This window comes from Pontibacter rufus, from assembly GCF_015694705.1.
Taxonomy (GTDB): domain Bacteria; phylum Bacteroidota; class Bacteroidia; order Cytophagales; family Hymenobacteraceae; genus Pontibacter; species Pontibacter rufus.
In genome coordinates this window covers 68,672-88,533 of the sequence record NZ_JADQDR010000011.1, presented here as the reverse complement: position 1 = coordinate 88,533, position 19,862 = coordinate 68,672, and the positions used below count along the sequence as shown (strand labels likewise).

The window sequence follows — 19,862 nt, the reverse complement described above, 5'->3', positions numbered from 1 at the left end:
TTAACTGCGCGAACTCTCAAAAGGATTATACCGCATTTTCAAAACAGGCTGTTTCTTTCTCTGCATGGAGGAGAGGCCAAGCACAATATCTTCAAATCTGAAGCACGGCCTTATTTTGGATGCCTGCGCTCATACAAGGTGCATACTTATTAGCTACAAATCGGAGTAATAGATTGAGTTAGGCACTCATTCAGGCTCTTTAGTCTTGGCTATCAGTATTTTTATGTGTTCGATCAAGATGGCACCAATAGTAATTAACAGGACCGGAGTGAAAATCCATATGTACTTCTTATCGAAACCGGTCAGAATGCATGTAGTCAGATGAATTGCCAACATTAAGCTAAAAATCACATAAGCCTTTCTTTTAGAAGACTTCAGTTCCTTGAAATCTTCCGCCTACGGATTGTGGGCTATGGTATAGAATGAATGAAGGTATAAGATGAGGGAGACTTAATAGCTTTAACAGGAACCACAGCTTTATTTCATATGATTTAGAGACTCCTCGCTTTCGTCTTTTACATCTTGTTCTTGTGATTAATGACCCATCATACATTGTGTGCCATTATTAAATAAATAGCTAGTAACCAGGATAGTACAGGATAGTCTACTTTGTTTAAGTTTATAAATTTAGCATATATAAAACGGGTGTTAGGTACACTTGAATGGAAAGCAATCCTTAAGATATAAGAAGCCAAAGGCGCTATTAAAATAGCGCACTTAGCTTAAAAATTATACCAGCTTTAATTCACCCCATTAAAAACTTAAACCAAAAAATAATGAAGAACTATCTACTTACTAAGATGAGGTATGGATTTATACTTTGTCTTTTCTTTCTTTCGATGGAGGGAGCACAGGCCCAGGGTACTTCGATTACAGGAAAAGTGACGGATGAGGAAGGAGTGGGTCTACCCGGCGTAACAGTACTGCTAAAAGGTACCCAGAACGGTACGGCCACAGACGCAACAGGTAACTTCTCTCTGAGTGTGCCAGATGGCAATGGAACACTGGTCGTTTCTTATGTAGGCTTTAAAACACAGGATGTACCTATTAATAACAGAAGCTCAGTTAATATAGCTTTGGCTACTGATACTAAAGCTTTAGAGGAAATAGTCGTGGTAGGATATGGTACACAAAAGAAATCTGACTTGACAGGTGCGGTTACATCCGTAAAATCCGAAGAACTCCAGAAGCGCCCTGCGGCTTCTCTTACCCAGGCTTTAGCGGGCAGAGTACCTGGGGCCAACGTGTCTGTAAACTCAGGCCGCCCGGGAGGAAGAGCAAATATCAGGATCAGGGGAAATACATCGGTAAGCGTTTCAAATAACCCGCTTTATGTAATTGATGGGGTTATTTTAAATGTTGTAGGTTTAGCTAATGGAAGCACACCTATTGATTATTTAAATCCTAATGATATAGCTTCGATTGAAGTACTTAAAGATGCTTCTGCAACGGCCATTTATGGAGCAAGGGGCGCTAATGGGGTTATCCTGGTGACTACCAAACGTGGAAGTCAGGATGGAGGGAAAGTTAATTATGATACTTACTTCAGCGTAGGGACACTTGCTCGGAAACTTGACTTATTAAATTCTGAGGAATTTTTACATGTAGAAGATGTAGCCTATGAAAATGCTGAAAAGTATGATCCGGAGGGTTGGGCTGCTGGTAAGTATGTAGACCCCAAAACAAAAAGAACTAACCCCTTGCTTTTCGATGAGAATGGCAATCCGTTGTACGATACAGACTGGCAGGAGGAAGCAACTCAAAACGCTTTTACTCAAAGCCATCAATTATCTTTTACCGGTGGAAATACTAATGGTAGTTATGGAGCTTACCTGGGTTATAGGGATGAAGAAGGTTTGATCAAGGAATCGTCGCTGAAGCGGTTTTCGGGCCGTTTCGTTTTAGACAGCCAGGTTAAGGATTGGTTAAGAGTGGGCGGCACATTAAGTTATAATGATCAAAATGAAAGGCAGATAGACTTGTTAGGGGAAGGTGGTATAACAGCCATGAGGCAAGTGCTGGAAGCACTGCCCATAATTCCGGTAAAATATCCGGATGGAACCTGGGGCGGTAATGAAGATTATCCGGGTATGGAAGGGGGTGGCAATCCTATAAATGTTGTAACTGATCGCATTTACCGATTGAAGACGCAAACCATGCTTGGTAACCTGTATTCTAATATTAATTTGGCTGAGGGCTTAGAGCTAAGGACAACCCTTGGTACTAACATTATAAATCAAGAGATTGACTACTACGGTGGCCGTACCCTGAACTATATCTCCCGTAACCAAGGGGGAGATGCGTATGTACAGAACCAGCGGCATAATTCCTGGCAGTTCGAAAATTATCTTACCTATAATAAGAAAATCTCTGAGGATCATTCATTCACAGGTTTATTAGGCTTGTCATGGCAACATGTAGACGCCTTTAATGTAATGGCAAGATCCCAGAACTTTCAGGATGATTATTTTAAATTTAATAATTTAGGTGCTGGAGCTAATCCTGTAGCCCCAAGTTCGGGAACCAGCGCATATGGACTGAACTCTTACTTTGGCAGGATAAATTATAATCTGAAAGAGAAATATCTGTTTACGCTCACAGGAAGGGCGGACGGCTCTTCTAAGTTTGGATCGGAGAACAGGTATGCCTTCTTCCCGTCTGCAGCCGTAGCATGGAGAGTTTCGGAAGAGGACTTCATCAAAAATATCCCGGCTATTTCTAACCTGAAATTGCGCACCAGCTATGGTGTAACGGGCAACTCTGAAATTACAGCCTATCAGGCTCTTGCGGGGCTTGGGAATTACTCGGTCATTTTTGATGGAGCAAGAACAATCGGTGTAGGTATAAGCAGATTAGCCAATCCAGATTTGCGATGGGAAAAAACACATCAGGTAGACGCCGGCCTTGAGTTAGGGCTATTTAGAGGGAGGGTGTCCATAGAGCTGGATGTTTATCGCAAATTAACCACCGACATGCTGTTAAGTGCGCCCGTACCCTCAAGCAGCGGTTATACAACAGTTACCAGAAATGTCGGCAGCATGGAGAACCGTGGGGTTGAATTTGCACTGAACACTGTGAATATCACCTCAAATGATTTTACATGGAGCACCGACTTTAACATTTCTATTAATAAAAACAAAGTCATAGCATTAACGGGAGGCGCTGATATCTTTTCCGGACGTGGTGTAATACGCGAGGGAGAACCAGTGGGGTCGTTCTTCGGCTATGTCCGATTAGGAACTTGGGGAACTGATGAAGCAGATGAAGCATCCAGATATTTAAGACTACCGGGCGATGTGAAGTACCAGGATGTAAACAATGACGGGCAGATCAACGACCGGGACCGGGTTATTATCGGGAAAGGAATTCCGGATGGATTTGGATCCCTTATAAACACCTTCAACTATAAAAACTTTGATCTGTCTTTAGACCTGCAGTTTATGTACGGTAATGACGTCTCTTTTGCCAGCCAGCACTCTGCTGAAGACAGGCAAGGAATAGCAAATAGTTTAGCAACTGTATTGAATGCCTGGACTCCGGAAAATCAGAATACATCCATTGCACAATGGAGGCCGATACCTGCCGGATACGACACGTTCGATGACAGCCACAGGGTACAGGATGGCGATTTTATCAGAGGCAGAAACCTCCTGCTCGGTTATAACTTCTCTCCAGGGATCACAGAAAGGCTACACCTTAATAGGTTAAGATTATATACTTCCATGCAGAATTTCTTCCTGATCACAAAGTATGAAGGGTATGATCCTGAGGTTTCTACCTCTGGTGCACCATTCGACCAGGGAGTAGCATTGTATGACTATCCAAAGCCAAGGGTATTTATGATAGGCCTGAATATTGGCTTTTAATTCATCAAGTTTTAAAAACAACTGTTATGAAAATCAAGATAAAGAAAACCATCAGCCATTCATTAATCTGGGGAGCACTAATGCTTTGCGGATCAAGTTGTGACGATTTCCTTGTAGAGCCTGATCGTTCAAATTTTACTCTGGAAAATTATTTCACAAAGCCTGAAGACGCTGAAAGCGTTGTGAACTCCATCTATGAGAGTTTGAGATCAACCACTGGTGGCGGATTTAACGGGGCCCCCTGGATGATGCTGGAGTTTGCCACCGGGCTTGCCAACACCGACCTGGGGCAGGCACAGAATAGCATCAATGTCCGCAACCTGACCAACAGCTCTGACAACGACTATGGCGCTGCATACTGGACCAGCAGCTACCGCGGCATAGCGAACGCGAACCTCGCCATTGCTAAAATCCCGGGGATCACTATGGATGAGAGCCGAAAGCAGCAACTGCTGGGTGAGGCAAGATTCCTCCGAGCTTATTACTATTATAACTTAGTGAGAATTTTCGGAGAGGTTCCTTTAATTACGGAGCCTGTGGACCTGACTTCTCCGGAGCTTTACCCGGAAGAAGCCTCACAGGAGGAGATATACAACGTAATTGTCGAGGATCTGACTACGGCAGAAGCCTCCGGTCTCCCTTTTACAGATGAGACCGGAAGGGTTACTTTAGGCGCGGTAAAATCGCTGTTGTCCAGCGTGTATCTTACCATGGCGGGATATCCTTTGCAGAAAGGCAACGAGTATTACCAGAAAGCTGCAGACAAAGCGGGGGAGGTGATCGCGTCCGGCGAGTACGGCCTGTTCGAGTCGTACGATGATCTGCACAGTGAGGCGAAGGAGAACCTGGGAGAGAACATCTTCATGGTGCAGTTCGAACCATTCATCATGCCCTCTAACTGGCAGACGTCGATCATCCCCTACAACAAGGGCATCTCGCAGTACTCTGACGAGACCGGGGCCATCTATGCCAATACAGATTTTGTGAAGTCTTATGAGCCTGGGGATAAGCGGACGAGAGAAAAAGAGTTTTATTACACAGAGTATTCCCTGAGTAGCGACAGAACTGATACCGTTGATCTGGGAGGCTATTACATTTACAAGCTTTTTGATCCGATAGCCCACCTTCAGACAACGAGCAGCGGCCTTAACTGGACATTAATGCGCTATGCAGAGGTATTGCTTGTATATGCGGAGGCAATGAACGAAATATCTGGCCCGACCCCGCAGGCATACGAAGCCATAAATGCAATCAGGAGAAGAGCCGAACTTCCCGAACTGGAGGGATTAAGTCAGCAGGAGTTCAGAGAAGCAATCTGGAGAGAAAAATTTCATGAGCTGAGCTATGAAAACAAAACCTGGTTCGATATGGCCCGGCTCCGGAAAGCGTACAACGTGACCACCGGTGAGTTTGAGGACTTTGTAGGGCACCAGTTCTCCTATGGGCCTACATTGACAGAGAGAGAGTTGCTGTTCCCGATTCCAACGGCAGAAATCAGGAATAACGAGAAGCTTACTCAAAATCCGGGCTATTAGTTGTCGTTGTGGTCTACAAATGTATAATGAGATAAGTATCTAAAAATATAAGTATTATCTTGCTAAAGATGATGCGTCTGTTTCTAAGCTTCAGCTAAGAACCTGCTTTGCTGCAAAATAAGTAATGGCAAGCATACAGTTTTTATAAAAGAGGGGAATACTTCTTATGCCCAGATCGCTTATCAGTTTAAAGCTGCGGAGCAACAAAACCAAACATTATACATTTGTAAGCCACAATCAACATTTTATTAAAAGCAGGACAGTACAGGATGACTTGCTTCATTTAACCTTTTACATTCAGTATTTCCAAAATAGATATTTAGATGGAATTAAGTATGAGGAATAGCATAAAAGGGGCGTTCATAATCTTTGGCATAGCACTCATTGCATTAGGTGCATTCCGGTGTACGCATTCAGAAGAAGGCGCACTAAAGATTAAAAAAGGCTCTCACATTGTTTTGATAGGGAATAATCTTGGCTCCAGGATGACTAACTTTGGACATTTTGAAACGGAGTTGCAACTGCGCTACCCTGATAGTTTGTTATATATTCGCAACATGTGTGATCCGGGAAATACGCCCGGGTTCAGGCCTCATGCGGCCCGCAATACAAGATGGGCATTTCCTGGCGCTGAAAAGTTCTATGCCAACAGCGACCTCTCTAAAATTTCGGGCAAGGAAGCTTTTTTAAATTCAGATAGCGAAGGTCATTTCCCGACGGAAGACCAGTGGCTTGCTAAGCTCAAGCCAGATATTATTATAGCATTCTTTGGGTATGACGAATCGTTTCGGGGAAAACAAGGGCTCGAAAACTATAAAGCCGAGCTTAACGCTTTTATCAAGCATACCCTAAGTCAGAACTACAATGGGGATTCAACTGTTCAGCTCGCGATTGTATCTCCAATTGCTTTCGAGAATCTTTCCGGAAAGTATGACCCAACGGTCTCCAATAATTCTTTCGGAACATATGACCTTCCGGATGGCAAACAGGTAAATGAAAACCTTGCCCTGTATACGGAGGCGATGAAAGAAATAGCAGCCGAAAACAATGTCCATTTTATAGATGCCTATACACCAACAAAAGAATGGTATGACGATAGTGATGGGCAACTGACGATTGATGGCTCTCAGTTGAATGATGAAGGCTATAGAAAGTTCTCCGTACTACTCGCCGACAAGACTTTCGGGGAGGCCGACGCCAAGGCCGATGAACATCGTGGTTTGGTAAATGCTGCTGTGCTGGAGAAGAACTGGATGTGGCTTAAGGATTTTAAGATCCCCAATGGCGTTCATGCTTACGGCCGCCGCTACAATCCCTACGGGCCAGACAACTATCCTGCCGAAATTGCTAAAATTCGTGAAATGACGGCGATTAGAGACGAGGCTATCTGGCGTGCGGCGAAAGGAGAGAAGATGGATATAGCCGCGGCCGATGCAAAAACCAGCAAGCTGCCGCCAGTAAAAACCAATTATGAGCCAAGTGAGAAAAACGGCACCCTGGAATACCTGTATGGACAAGATGCCTTAGACAAACTTCACGTTCCGAAAGGTTATAAGATCGAACTGTTCGCTTCTGAACAGGAATTTCCTGATTTAGAGAATCCGGATCAATTATCTTTCGATAATAAAGGGCGTCTCTGGGTGTCTTGTATGCCAACTTACCCACACTGGAAGCCTGGTGATAAGAAACCTGACGATAAACTCATCATATTTGAAGATACGAATGGTGACGGAAAAGCTGACAAACAGACAATTTTTGCGGAGGGTTTGCACCTCCCTATTGGTTTTGAGTTTGCACCGGAGGGCGTTTATGTTTCGCAGGGTACCAACCTGATGCTCTATACCGACACTGACGGTGACGACAAGGCGGATAAAAAGCAGATCGTTTTGAGCGGGTTTGATGATCATGACACGCACCATGCACACAGTGCGTATTGTGCAGATCCGTCGGGTGCCATATTTATGGGCGAGGGTACTTTCCTGCGTACCAATGTAGAAACTTCTTATGGGCCTGTTCATGCAACCAACGGGGGCTTCTACCGGTACAATCCGCAGCGGCGCAAACTGCAGCGCATCGCCCAGCTTGAAATCCCAAATCCGTGGGGCATCGCATTTGATGAATGGGGACAGAACTTTTTTATAGAAACCTCCGGCCCGATGGCTCATTGGATGATGCCTGGAACGGTTAAGTCAAGATATGGCGAAGTTACTGACAAATCATTTAACTTAATCCAGGAGGATCAGATGGTTCGTCCTACTTCTGGTTTAGAGTTTGTTTCCAGCCGCCATTTCCCGGATGAGGTGCAGGGCGACATGCTTTTAGGCAATACAATAGGCTTTTTAGGCATCAAACAGCACACGTTAACAGATGATGGTACTGGCTTCAAGAGTAGATTCCGGCAAGACCTTTTGTGGTCAGACGACAAGAATTTCCGTCCGGTAGATATGGAGTTCGCGCCTGATGGCTCCCTTTATGTTATTGATTGGCATAACGTGCTGATCGGTCACATGCAACACAATGCCCGAGACCCACTCCGGGATCACGTGCACGGCCGGATCTATCGCATCACTTATCCGTCGCGGCCACTGGTTAAACCAGCCAGGGTGGCAGGGGCAAGTATAGATGAGCTTTTGAATAACCTGAAGCTTCCGGAATACAGAACGCGCTACCGCACCCGGCGGGAGCTCCGGGAACGTAAGGCATCTGAGGTGCTTTCTCATCTTACAACCTGGGTTGCCAATTTGGATAAGAATGATCCCAACTACGAGCACAATGTGCTTGAAGCGCTGTGGGTAAGCTGGGGACTTGACCAGGTGGACGAATCGCTGCTTCGGCAGGTGCTGAATTCAAAAGATTATCACGCCCGGGCTGCTGGCGTGCAAGTGCTGCGGCATACGGGCCATCAGGTAGCAGATCAGGCAGACCTGTTGATGGAGGCAGCCAGAGACGAGCATGGCCGCGTGCGTCTGGAGGCGATAGTAGCGGCCTCCTGGCTGGACAAGGAGAAAGGCCTGCCTATTGTGCTGGAAGCCGGTAAGAAGCCGCTCGATGCATGGATGAAGCCTGCTTATGAAACAGCACTGGCGCACCTTAATGGACATGATGTGAAGCAGGAAAAAGAGGAGGTTGCGGAAACCGATCTTAAAGGAAAGGAGCTTGCCCTCTTTAAAAAGGGGAAAGCAATATTTTCGCGGGAAGGATTCTGTCAAACCTGTCATCAGCCTGATGGCAAAGGCCTTCCCGCGTCTGGCTTTCCCCCACTTACCGGTACCAAGTATGTGCTAGGCAACAAAGACCGCCTGATTAAGATTGTGCTAAAGGGACTGTATGGCCCTATTGAAGTGCTTGGCAAAAGATATCCCGGACAGGTGCCTATGACTTCTTTTGAAGGGATGCTTAATGACGAGGAAGTAGCAGCCGTACTAACCTACGTGCGGAATTCCTTTGGAAATAAAGCACCTGCTGTTTCTCCGGATGAGGTGAAAAAAGTACGGGCGGCCACTAAAGACAAAACAGGGTTCTATACACCTGAAGAACTACTCAGGCAATACCCGCCTGAGAAAGAAGCAAAATAATGATTATAAGGATTATGCAAAAGGGGATTTGATAGTATAAACCTTGTGCGTAGCTTCTGTGATGTTATATTTAATAATGTTTAAACTTTATCTGTTTTTTTAATGGAAATAAGTAAGAATATAAGAACTCGCATGTATAGCATGGTAAAATACTTTTGCTTTTTTGTCCTTAGCTGTATTTTGGGCGCTCCGTTTGCGTGCGCGCAGCAACAAAGCCAGCAGTGGATTACCTATAAACCTGGTAAAGGGCCGGGAAATGGGAAGCACATCGTTTTTGTGAGTGGGGATGAAGAATATCGTTCTGAAGAGGCATTGCCGATGCTCGCTAAAATTTTAGCCGAGCACCATGGTTTCAAAACTACCGTCCTGTTTGCCATTGATCCCCGCACGGGTGAGATTAATCCTAATAATCTGACCAACATTCCTGGCTTGGAGCAGCTGCGGACAGCAGACCTGATGGTGATTTTCACCCGCTTCAGGGAGTTGCCCGACGAACAAATGAAATACATTGATGACTATATAAAGGCTGGTAAACCGGTAATAGGCATGCGTACCGCTACACATGCATTCAGGTATCAGAAAAACACGGGTAGCCCATACGCAAAGTATGATTTCAGCAGCAAAGTGAAGGGATGGGAAGGCGGATTTGGGAGGCAGATTCTGGGAGAAACCTGGATTAGCCATCATGGCGACCACGGGCATGAGGGTACAAGAGGTTTAATCAATGGCGTTATGGAGCAGAAAAACGCTGTTCTTAACGGAGTGAACGATATCTGGTGTGCTACTGACGTGTATACAACCCGGGAGCTTGAAGGTGATCCTGAGGTGCTGGTGTGGGGCCTGCCTACGAGTGGAATGACGCCGGATGCAGAACTGAACTGGAGAAAATCTGTGATGCCTGTAGCCTGGATTAAGCAGTATACCAGCGAAAGCGGAAATACAGGCAGAGTGTTCGGCACCACTATGGGAGCAGCAATAGATCTGAAAAGCGAAGACTTGCGAAGGCTGCTGGTGAATGCCTGTTACTGGGCCATGCATATGGAAGAGCAGATTCCTGAAAAAAGCAATGTGGACATTGTGGGGGAATACCATCCTACCATGTTCGGGGTCGATGATTATAAAAAGGGGCTAACTCCTTCAGATTATAAATAAGAACTGATAAAGCGATGAATAAAATCGGGTTTAACGTATTGGCATGGACGGCTGTCGTTTCGGATGAACTGATGCCGATTACGGAGAGGTTAAAAACAATGGGCTATGACGGGGTCGAATGTTTTATTGGCTCACCGGATGCAACGGCCTACAAGCGATTTGGCGACCATGTGCGCGATATTGGCCTGGAGGCAACCAGCGTTTTTGTGGTAGGCAAAGACGAAAACCCCATCAGTGAGGTAGCGGCAGTAAGGGCCAAAGCGCTGGATCGTATTAAATGGGCGATAGACCGCGCGCACGACATGCAGTCCAGCATACTATGCGGCCCTTTCCACTCGGCCCATGCGGTATTTGCCCACCACGCACCGGAGGACCGGGAGTACGCCTGGGGTGCCGAAGTGCTGCACGCTGCCGGTGAGTATGCCGCGCAGGCAAACGTTGTGCTGGCCCTGGAGGCGCTGAACCGGTTTGAGTGCTATCTGTGCAATACCATGGGCCAGCTGACAAGGCTGGTAAAAGAAGCGGCCCACCCGAACGTGCGGGCCATGTTTGATACGCACCACGCCAACGTTGAGGAAAAGAAGACTGCCGCCGCCATTCAAACCATAGCGCCTGTGCTGGCGCACGTCCACATCAGCGAGAACGACCGCGGCACCCCCGGCGACGGGCATATAGACTTTGATGAGGTATTTTCAGCCTTAGCTGGCGTTGGCTACTCCGGCTGGCTCACCATCGAGGCCTTCTCACGCAATGATCCAGACTTTGCCAATTCCATAGGGGTATGGCGCGAATACTCTGACCCCTGGGATATAGCGGAAAACGGCCTGAAGCTTATCCGGCAAATGTGCGGCAAGTATGGGCTTGCCACACCCGCGACCGCAAACCATACGCATTAATTCTTTCTATAGTAAAAATATAACATCCACATATGGCACAGCAACTTCCTTTTCGTTTTGGCTCCGAAGTATATACCTGGTTCATGAACAACGATGGGCAAACCTATCATAACCAGTTAGGGCACATGGTTGAAGTGATTGCCGAAGCTGGGTTTACCGGCATTCAGCCTATCTACTCCTGGATGGGGGATTTACAGGATGCGGACCGGCTGGAGGCAAAGCTGAAAGAGCAGGGGATAGAACTGGCAGCTCTTTCCCTGGCGATGGACTGGAACGGAACGGAAGAATCGGAAAAGGAGCGTGAGGAAGCAGACCAGGCTATACGTTTGCTGCAGCGCTTTCCGGGCGCTATCCTCTGCACGGTGCAGAAACCGAGCGGCCGGCATGATTTAAACGCCCGCCGCCGCAACCTGGTGAATATCGTGAACAGCGTATCGAGAAGGGCAATGGAGAAAGGAGTGCCGTGCAGCTTCCACCCAAACTCTCCCCATACCTCCATCACCCGCACCGAGGAAGATTACAGCGTGATACTGGAAGCATTGGACAGCGCCGCCACCGGCTGGACACCCGATGTCGGCCATATCATAAACGGCGGCATGAACCCGCTCGCGAAGATGGAGGAATACGCTTCCCTGATAAACCACGTGCATTACAAGGATTGGGACGGAGAACCGGAGTTTGCGCTGATGGGAAAGGGCAAGATCGATTTGCTTTCGATAACCCAGTGGCTGAAAGACAGGGGCTACAATGGTTGGATTGTGTGCGAAGACGAAGGAAAGGAAGCCCTGCAGGACCCGGATGCCGTAACGCTGCACGATGGCCGCTGGATTAAAAAAGAACTGGTACCACGAATAAAGTAATTGAAGCCGATGCCCTATATATATACTAATGGAATAAACCTGTACTATGAGGAGCGCGGGTCCGGAGATCCGCTCTTGCTGATAATGGGCATCACGGCCCCCGGGTCTGTCTGGGAGAAGCATGCGGCGTACTGGGAGAAGGACTTCAGGTGTATTATCGCTGATAACCGGGGAGTGGGCCTGTCAGACAAGCCTGCCGGACCTTATACTACAGCACAGATGGCTGATGATTATGCAGGTTTACTGGATGCACTTCAAATTCTAAAAGCACGGGTGGTTGGCTGCTCCATGGGCAGCACCATTGCCCAGCAGCTGGCGATACGGCACCCGGGGAAGGTGAAATCATTGGTGCTGATGTGCACTTGGGCCCGTTGCGATAATAAAGCCGGCGCCGTATTTCAGCACATGATGCACTGCAAAGCCCGGCTCCGGCCCGAAGAGTTCAGCTTATACATCCAGATGCTGATTTACTCCAAATCTTCCTGGGACAACCCGTTACTATTTGCCGAACTGGAAGAGGCGCGCCTGCAGGCCGCCACTGATCCCCAACCGCAGCCGCTGCATGCGCTGGAAGGGCAGGCAGCCGCGTGCATGACGCACAGTGTGCTTCGCGAACTTGGCGAAATCAGGATCCCCACCTTGGTGATTGGCGGACGGGAAGATATTTTTACTCCGCCCTGGATGGCAGAAGAAGTGGTTGGGGCTATCCCCAACGCAAAGTTGCACCTATATGAAAAATCCGGGCATGCTTTTCATTGGGAAAATATAGAAGATTTCAACCCCTTGGTCAGGAATTGGCTGATGGCTAATTGATCCCTATATAGAGCTGATATAATGTAGGCAAAAGTTTATGTGTTTTATGCCTTATTTGTTATATTACCATCAGAAAAGTATAGGATCGCCCATACTGCAAAATGTAAGGTTGAGTTTAGCCGTACATACGGCACCTGTTTGATGCACAGACAAGACCTATTGGCGGGTATAATTTAACTGCCTGTTACTTAACTCAGTTAACATCTCCAGGTCAGTTATTAGATAGCGATTAAAAATAAAGTCATATATTGTTTTTATCTTAATTCATCTTTTTACATCCGCATTTAAAATAAACTAAACACAATGAACGAAAACGTTAACAGAAGCGCCTTGTTCCTGGGGAGCTGCTTTGCACTCATCACAACGGGCTTCACCTTTTCCATCAGAGCGGGAATTCTCCCCCAATTAGGTGCAGAATTTGGTCTGTCGGCCGAACAACTGGGGTTCATCAACTCCATGTGGTTTTTGGGCTTCCCCATTGCCATGGTCATCGGAGGATTGGTCTATCACACGGTGGGGCCTAAAATTATTATGACTGTGGCCTTCGTATGCCACGCTTTGGGAATACTGTTAACCATATATGCGGGAGGATATGCCACCCTGCTTGTTTCCACGCTTTTGATTGGTATTGCCAACGGGTGTACGGAGGCTGCCTGTAACCCCATGATTGCAGACATGTACTCCGGCGTGAAGATGAACAAAATGCTGAACAGGTTCCATATGTGGTTTCCGGGGGGAATATTTGTTGGGTCTCTTATCTCCGCTCTTATGACCAGCTTAGGTTTTTCCTGGCAAGCACAGATGTGGGTTATCGTGGTGCCGGCCATCATCTATGCTTTCTTATTTTTTGGAAAAACCTTTCCAAAGCCCCAGGTGGAGGGAGTTACTTCTCTTGGAGCCAACTTCAAGGCGATGGTAAGTCCGTTGTATATCTTCCTGATTATCTGTATGGCTCTTACTGCTATTACAGAGTTTGGCCCTGGCCAGTGGGTGAGCATCATCCTGGGTAGCAGCGGAGCCGATCCGATGTTGATCCTGGCACTGACCGCCGGGTTGGTGGCTGTAATCAGGTTCTTTGCAGGTCCTGTTGTCGCGGCGCTGGGTCAGACGGGTGTTTTGCTTGGAGGGTCGATTCTTGCAGCAATAGGCATTTATATGTTTAGCACTGTAACCGGAGCGACCGCTTATGTGGCAGCTATTATTTTTGCCCTCGGATACGGCTATTTCTGGCCGGTGATGGTGGGTGCTGTGGCACAGCGCGTGCCTTTGAGCAGTGCCCTGGGTATGTCCATTATCGGCGCAGTAGGTATGTTTTCTTCCTCTATTTTCCAGCCCATCATCGGAGACTGGATTGACGATGCCAGAGCAGAAAGCATGACCAAGGGCCTTACTGGAAACGCCTTGGAACTGGCCGCAGGCCAGGACACGCTGGAGAAAATGATTGCTTTCCCGGTCATCCTGATTGTGCTGTTCACTATCCTGTTCTTCTGGCAGAAAAATCCTAAGAACACCGAGAAAATACCACAGCCGGTGACACATTAAAGGGCTTACAGTACTCAATATAAATATTTAAAGTGGTGGGGCCTGCATAGCAGGGCCCACCACTCTTCTTGTATGCTGTACAGGCATCCGCTAAAAGATTGAATTCTGAGTAACTAAATAGTCTATGCACCATAAGTGCATAGACTATTTAGTTACAATTAGGCAGGCGTGCGAAATAAGCTTAGCCCAAGCTCATACTTATACTGAAAAGATCCTGATTGAAGGGAGATTCAGCAGATGCTGCTTAAGGCAGGAGCTTTTCATTTTGTAAGCTACCGTGAACTCGATAATTATCATGGTTAAAGTTGCTTCTCCGGATAGCTTCTGTTTATCCTGCGTTTAAATCCCAGCTGGATTTATAGTTGCTTATGTGCGCTCCAAATCCGCGAGGACTCGTTTTCCCATTCGGCGCTGCTTTCCTTTCCTACCCTCGTACCTCGGGCTGCCTCGCTAAAGCTCGTCACCGGAAACACTCAATGCGCCTCATGGAAAGACCTGAAATTACTTTGTTCCGATTCAGCTAATAAAATTGGGTGGTGGTACACAATGTATGATGGGTCATCAATTATAAGAACAAGATGTAAAAGGTGAAGGCGAGGAGCTTCTAAATCATATGAAACAAAGATGTGGTTCCTGCTAAAGCTATAAGTCTCCCTCATCTTATACAATCATACATTCTATACCACAGCCGAAATAAAAATCATTGAAAAAGAAAAGCTGTTGAAATATGACCGGCCCTCTTCGGGTATTTCATACTTCAACAGCTCAATGATTGCATGATTTAGTCTACACTTCTCCTGCCACTGGCACCTTTCCGGCTCCCTGCTTTTCATCCCACTTCACATCTGTATTCTTCCAACTTCCTGAAGCGGCTGAGTCAAGGACTGCCTCACAGACCTTCTGCGTTTCGAGCGCCTCCTTAAAGGTCGGGGAGCAGGGTTCGCCTGTTTCCACGCTCTTCAGGAATTCAGCTACCTGGTGCAGGAAAGTATGCTCGTAGCCAATGCTTGTTCCGGGTATCCACCACCTGTCCATATAGGGTTGATCGCTGTCGGAAACATGGATGGAGCGCCAGCCGCGCACAACGGACTCGTCCGCATGATCGAAGAACTCGAGGCGGTTCATGTCGTGCAGGTCCCAGCGGATGGAAGCATGCTCCCCGTTGATCTCTAAAGTATATAGGGCCTTGTGGCCACGCGCATAGCGGGTAGCCTCAAAGAGGCCCAATGATCCGTTATCGAAATGGCAGTGAAAAATGCAGGCATCGTCGATGCCCACCTTCTGCACCTGTCCCGTGTCCTGATGCACGCGCTCCTTGATAAAGGTTTCGGTTACAGCAGACACATCTTTTATACCCCCATTCAGCCACATGGCCGTGTCAATGCAGTGGGCGAGCAGATCGCCTGTAACGCCGGATCCGGCGGCGGCGGCGTCTAACCGCCATGTTGCCGCACCGCCCTGCGGCACATTGGCATTGATGGTCCAATCCTGCAGAAAGTTGGCCCGGTAATGAAAGATCCGCCCCAGTTTTCCTGAGGCAATGATTTGTTTGGCTAATGCTACGGCCGGAACGCGACGATAGTTGTACCAGACGGTATTGTTAACCCCGGCCTTTTCAACAGCAGCCACCATGTTCTGTCCTTCAGCCAGCGTGCGGGCGAGGGGCTTCTCGCAGAGAATCATTTTGCCCGCCGCAGCGGCGGCTATGGCAATCTCCGCATGCATGTCGTTCGGCGTGCAAATATCCACCGCATCCACATCATCCCGCGCAATAACGGCTCTCCAGTCTGTCTCTACTGACTCATAGCCCCACTGTTCGGCAAATGCCCGCACTTTCTCTTCATTCCGCGCACAGGCCACCTTCAGTACCGGCCTATACTTCAATTCAGGAAAGAAGTCGTTTGCGCGCTTGTAGCCATTGCTATGGATGCGCCCCATCAGGCCGGTTCCAATCAAACCGATTCTTAGTTCTTTCGTTTTTCCCATATCCATCTTTCAATAAATTATCGAGCAGTATCAACAGCCAGCTTTTTCTCCGGCTCGTACCAGCCATGCATCTGGCGCACCTTTATCATGGTGGCCAGGATATCGTTCCAGGTCTGCTGCTGCGTCATCACTTCGTTCGAGAACATGCAGCCGTCCCAGCATATATGCCTGAACGCCTTTGTAAGCTCCCCGTTCTCATCGCGCAGCCAGTAGCCGGCATCGTGGGCAATGTCCAGTTTTCCATTTGGATCAAGCGCCTGGCAGTGCCGCCCGGTTTTATCATGAGAACCTGTTCCGTGAACGGTGCCATCGTTCTGGGCAACATGGAAATCAATTGTCCAGGGGCGGAGGGCGTTGGTTACCGTTATCAGCCCTTGCTTTAGTGTTTCCCGGTCATTCCAGTCGAAATCCTGGGGCAGGATGCGGTCTTCCGGTCTGTTATAGCCCAACAGGTACAGCAGGGTATGGGACATGTCGGCCTGAAAACCGATGTTGGGTCGGTCCACTGCCTCCAGGGTATCGACCATCGTTCTCCAGCTGTGCATGCCTCCCCAGCAGATTTCGCCCTCTGCAGCCAGCTTCTCACCGTAGTCGGCGGCAACGTCGCAGGCCTCCCGGAAAGTCTGGGCGATCAGCTTCGTGTTGTTCACAGGGTCCTTTGCCCAGTCTTCCGGGGTGCTGGCGGAGTCGATGCGGATAACGCCGTTGGGACGAATACCCATTTCGCGCAGCCTGCTCCCGAACTCGCAGGCCTTCCGCACCTGCTCCACAAACTGGACCCGATCTTCTTTGCTGCCCATAGCGGGGCCGCCCCATATAGGCGCCACAAGCGAGCCAATCTCCAGGTTATAGGAAGACATTTTATCTGCCAGCCTTTTGATGCCATCCTCCCCGCTGTCAATATCGACATGAGGATCGAGCAGACCGATGTCTACACCGTCGAACTTCACCCCGTCCACTTCCGCAGCGGCGGTCATCTTCAGCATGGTGTCAAAAGGAATGGGCGGCTCCGAATCAGGGCCTTTCCCCACAATACCAGGCCAGGTGGCATTGTGCAGTTTCGGATAATTGTTCTTGTTCATAAGCCAATTTTTAAATCAGGATTAAACAACAGGTTATAAGTTTTATATAGCGCTTTAGCTGATCAGCCGCAGCCGGAAAGTCCGTTCTATATATGCTCCCTCAATAGGTTTCACAGCTTGGAAGGCCCAATCTATATATAGCCAGCGGTCTTACTGACAATGCGACTCTTGCCTACAGCGCCAGATCAGGGTTTCCGGGGCCGAAGTGCTTCAGCATCACAATCGGGTCGGTAGCCGACATATTGACGATCTTAACTCCCTCCATGGCGGCCTTCTCGCTCACGAAGAACTCATCGTTGGTCAGCTGTCCGTAGCGAATCAGAGCCGGTGTCTCGACATCCCATTCGCCCATTTTGCCGTGGCCCTGCATCATGATCATGCCGTAGGCGGCGCTGTCTTTGATGGTGACCGTTGCCCCCGGAAACACGGTAAGCTCCTTCGCGCTGAAAGCATCCGATTTGTAGCACACCCAGTTCTCTATATAGCCTTCGGCCTCCATTTCTTCCACAGCCTTTACGGGCTTGGGAGCCATAAAGCGGTTTTCCATCATATTGGGGTCAACGTTCAGATCCCAGTCGAGCACCTCCAGCAGCTCGTTGTAATCGCCTTTTCTGTCCTCCGGGGTGCCGTTCCACAACAGCTCTTCCGGGATGATGGCTTCGTTCACCAGCGACTGGTACATCGCGAAAACGTCGGAGGCCTTCTGAGGCTCGTAGGTACACATGCTTCCAGGCGCATGCAGCAGCCCCGGCGGCACGTCCCAGCCGGTGCCCGGCTCCAGGCGGTAGGCCTGTGAGTAATTCGTTATCTTGTTGTCGCCTTTGGTGAAGTTCTCCAGGCACTCCTTAATTTTCTCTTTTGGTGTTCCCGGCGTAATGCCGAAAAAGGTGTAGGGGAAATCGCCGCCGTGGTTATTCAGCTGCGGCGGGAAGTAATAAGCCTCGGGCTTTCCCATCTGGCCGATTAGGGCGGCTTTCTCGTCGTTGTGGTGCACGTGGTGCGGCAGCGGGCCCATGTTGTCGAAGAACTTGGAGTACATTGGCCAGCCGCCGTGCTCATTCCACAGGCGGTCGCCAATCAGTTTGCCCTTCAGTTCATCAACCGCGTCCTTCAGCAAGATCTGCTCTTCTTTATCCCCATCTTTGACAACTATGGCACTCAGGCCCTCATTTTCTCCCGTTAAAGGGCCATTTTTTGCTGGCGTGGTGGAAGAAAACCAGCGCTCGTCAATGCCACCACGCTCTCCTCCCAGCACGTAATAATCATCCGGGTGTAATTTTATTCTTCGCCCCGGCACACAAAACGAACGCGGTACCCAGGTGGGGGCCAAACGCAAGATGCCCTTTCCCTGCTCTAATGCCTTTTCAGCTAAACTCACTTTTTCTACTGTTTCCATTGTATCCGATTACTTTAGCTTATTTATTATTCAAAAAATCATTTATTCTTGCTTCATCGGTCAGCACTTCTATCTCCAAATCATATGTCCTGCTCTCCCCCGGCTCCAGGTGTATCAGGTTGTTCTGGGCCCTTGCCTTTGCCTGTCCGATAGGCGGGTTCGTGCCGGGCTCAAGGCCTGTTATATACTCGCCCTTCCCCCAGTGCTGCCAGTTGGTAAGCCAGGGCAGTTGTGCCTTCTGAAAACGCAGGGCAACGGCCAGGTTAAGCTGCGAATTGTACAGCCCGCACGTACACTGCCCCGAGCTGTCAGCCGCCGCATCGATGAACGCTGCTTCTTCGCCACCGCCGCTGTGCTCGTCTAAGGGAGCGGAACCCTTCCGGAAGTTATTCCCTTCGCGGAAAATCCTGTTATTCGGCTCGCCTTCCCGCGATGTCCATTTCCCCTGCCACACGATGTCAGTGCCCTCGTCTACCAGCGGCCAGCCGAAATTGAAATGATACAAAAGCATATGGGGTACCGGTGTGTTGCTGCGGTTCACCACTTCATCCTGAATGCGGATGGTTGCCTGCCCGAGCTTTCCGGATATGGTCCGCCTGAGTTCCAGGTTAGGCCCGAATAGCTGGGTTTGCCTGATTTTCCCGGTGATGCGCATCTCCATTTTGCCGGCCAGGGGGTCAGGCTGCATAATCGATTCGATTTCGGCGGGTGTGTTGCTGATTTGCCCGTGCAGGCCGCGCTCTCCGTAGGCATCTGCCTCGGGGCCTCCCACATGCGTCAGGCCGCAGGTGGTCAGCAGGCCGCCCCCGAATGTCCGGATCCAATCTGTTCCTTTGTCCGAGAACGGCTGGGGAGGGGTAACGCCCAAATGGCTTAGCCAGGCCAGGCTGTGCTGGTTGTAAAAAGCGTCTGCAATGTCCATCGCACGGTCGAGCACCACCTTGTAGCGCAGGCCTATGCCGGTGTTTATCCAGGCAATGCGGGTACCGCGTCCGGGTCCATTGTCGAGCACGGCGGTTTCTATACCTCCCAACTGGGCAGGGTTGCAGATTTTGTCTTTCCAGGTTGCGTGATCCAAATCGTTTTTTGCTATTTCAGAATGTCATGTATAAATATAGTCATCTCAGACCAATAACACACTAACGGACAGAGCTATTGC

Annotated in this window: 12 protein-coding genes; 8 read left to right on the top strand and 4 right to left on the bottom strand. The window is 48.8% G+C overall.

Going from position 1 to position 19,862, the window contains the following annotated elements:
* Positions 1-776 precede the first annotated feature (776 nt).
* The 8 genes from I2I11_RS17440 (at position 777) to I2I11_RS17405 (ending at position 14,239) form a co-directional block, all read left to right on the top strand.
* The gene (locus tag I2I11_RS17440; protein WP_196269021.1) at positions 777-3,866 is read left to right on the top strand and encodes a SusC/RagA family TonB-linked outer membrane protein; all 3,090 of its coding nucleotides are present in this window, start codon (positions 777-779) and stop codon (positions 3,864-3,866) included.
* Between the two features lie 26 nt (positions 3,867-3,892).
* Entirely contained in the window at positions 3,893-5,401 is a 1,509-nt protein-coding gene (locus I2I11_RS17435) for a RagB/SusD family nutrient uptake outer membrane protein (protein WP_196269020.1), read from the top strand.
* Positions 5,402-5,736: 335 nt separating this feature from the next.
* Positions 5,737-8,976, top strand: a complete 3,240-nt coding sequence (locus I2I11_RS17430) for a PVC-type heme-binding CxxCH protein (RefSeq protein ID WP_370583007.1) — start codon at positions 5,737-5,739, stop codon at positions 8,974-8,976.
* Between the two features lie 141 nt (positions 8,977-9,117).
* Positions 9,118-10,128: a ThuA domain-containing protein gene (locus tag I2I11_RS17425; RefSeq protein WP_196269018.1), complete on the top strand. Its 1,011-nt coding sequence runs from the start codon at positions 9,118-9,120 to the stop codon at positions 10,126-10,128.
* Positions 10,129-10,142: 14 nt separating this feature from the next.
* On the top strand, positions 10,143-11,024 hold the full coding sequence (locus I2I11_RS17420) for a sugar phosphate isomerase/epimerase family protein (RefSeq protein ID WP_196269017.1): 882 nt from the start codon (positions 10,143-10,145) through the stop codon (positions 11,022-11,024).
* Positions 11,025-11,056: 32 nt separating this feature from the next.
* The gene (locus I2I11_RS17415) at positions 11,057-11,884 is read left to right on the top strand and encodes a sugar phosphate isomerase/epimerase family protein (RefSeq protein WP_196269016.1); all 828 of its coding nucleotides are present in this window, start codon (positions 11,057-11,059) and stop codon (positions 11,882-11,884) included.
* A 9-nt stretch (positions 11,885-11,893) separates the two neighbouring features.
* Positions 11,894-12,697, top strand: a complete 804-nt coding sequence (locus tag I2I11_RS17410; protein ID WP_196269015.1) for an alpha/beta fold hydrolase — start codon at positions 11,894-11,896, stop codon at positions 12,695-12,697.
* 303 nt (positions 12,698-13,000) lie between these two features.
* Positions 13,001-14,239, top strand: coding sequence for an MFS transporter (locus I2I11_RS17405; protein WP_196269014.1), 1,239 nt, complete (start codon positions 13,001-13,003; stop codon positions 14,237-14,239).
* Between the two features lie 786 nt (positions 14,240-15,025).
* Here I2I11_RS17405 and I2I11_RS17400 read toward each other — a convergent pair.
* The 4 genes from I2I11_RS17400 to I2I11_RS17385 form a co-directional block, all read right to left on the bottom strand.
* Positions 15,026-16,225 (bottom strand): Gfo/Idh/MocA family protein, encoded by a 1,200-nt coding sequence (locus I2I11_RS17400; RefSeq protein ID WP_196269013.1) that lies wholly within the window; start codon positions 16,223-16,225, stop codon positions 15,026-15,028.
* A gap of 17 nt (positions 16,226-16,242) precedes the next feature.
* Positions 16,243-17,307 (bottom strand): sugar phosphate isomerase/epimerase family protein, encoded by a 1,065-nt coding sequence (locus I2I11_RS17395; RefSeq protein WP_196269012.1) that lies wholly within the window; start codon positions 17,305-17,307, stop codon positions 16,243-16,245.
* Between the two features lie 172 nt (positions 17,308-17,479).
* The gene (locus I2I11_RS17390; RefSeq protein ID WP_196269011.1) at positions 17,480-18,703 is read right to left on the bottom strand and encodes a cupin domain-containing protein; all 1,224 of its coding nucleotides are present in this window, start codon (positions 18,701-18,703) and stop codon (positions 17,480-17,482) included.
* 19 nt (positions 18,704-18,722) lie between these two features.
* Positions 18,723-19,781: an aldose 1-epimerase family protein gene (locus tag I2I11_RS17385; RefSeq protein WP_196269010.1), complete on the bottom strand. Its 1,059-nt coding sequence runs from the start codon at positions 19,779-19,781 to the stop codon at positions 18,723-18,725.
* Positions 19,782-19,862 lie beyond the last annotated feature (81 nt).

Coding starts and splice junctions, on each gene's coding strand:
- I2I11_RS17415 (WP_196269016.1), top strand. CDS start 11,057: ATGGCACAGCAACTTCCTTTTCGTTTTGGCTCCGAAGTATATACCTGG.
- I2I11_RS17390 (WP_196269011.1), bottom strand. CDS start 18,703: ATGGAAACAGTAGAAAAAGTGAGTTTAGCTGAAAAGGCATTAGAGCAG.
- I2I11_RS17400 (WP_196269013.1), bottom strand. CDS start 16,225: ATGGGAAAAACGAAAGAACTAAGAATCGGTTTGATTGGAACCGGCCTG.
- I2I11_RS17425 (WP_196269018.1), top strand. CDS start 9,118: ATGGTAAAATACTTTTGCTTTTTTGTCCTTAGCTGTATTTTGGGCGCT.
- I2I11_RS17435 (WP_196269020.1), top strand. CDS start 3,893: ATGAAAATCAAGATAAAGAAAACCATCAGCCATTCATTAATCTGGGGA.
- I2I11_RS17430 (WP_370583007.1), top strand. CDS start 5,737: ATGAGGAATAGCATAAAAGGGGCGTTCATAATCTTTGGCATAGCACTC.
- I2I11_RS17395 (WP_196269012.1), bottom strand. CDS start 17,307: ATGAACAAGAACAATTATCCGAAACTGCACAATGCCACCTGGCCTGGT.
- I2I11_RS17420 (WP_196269017.1), top strand. CDS start 10,143: ATGAATAAAATCGGGTTTAACGTATTGGCATGGACGGCTGTCGTTTCG.
- I2I11_RS17405 (WP_196269014.1), top strand. CDS start 13,001: ATGAACGAAAACGTTAACAGAAGCGCCTTGTTCCTGGGGAGCTGCTTT.
- I2I11_RS17410 (WP_196269015.1), top strand. CDS start 11,894: ATGCCCTATATATATACTAATGGAATAAACCTGTACTATGAGGAGCGC.
- I2I11_RS17440 (WP_196269021.1), top strand. CDS start 777: ATGAAGAACTATCTACTTACTAAGATGAGGTATGGATTTATACTTTGT.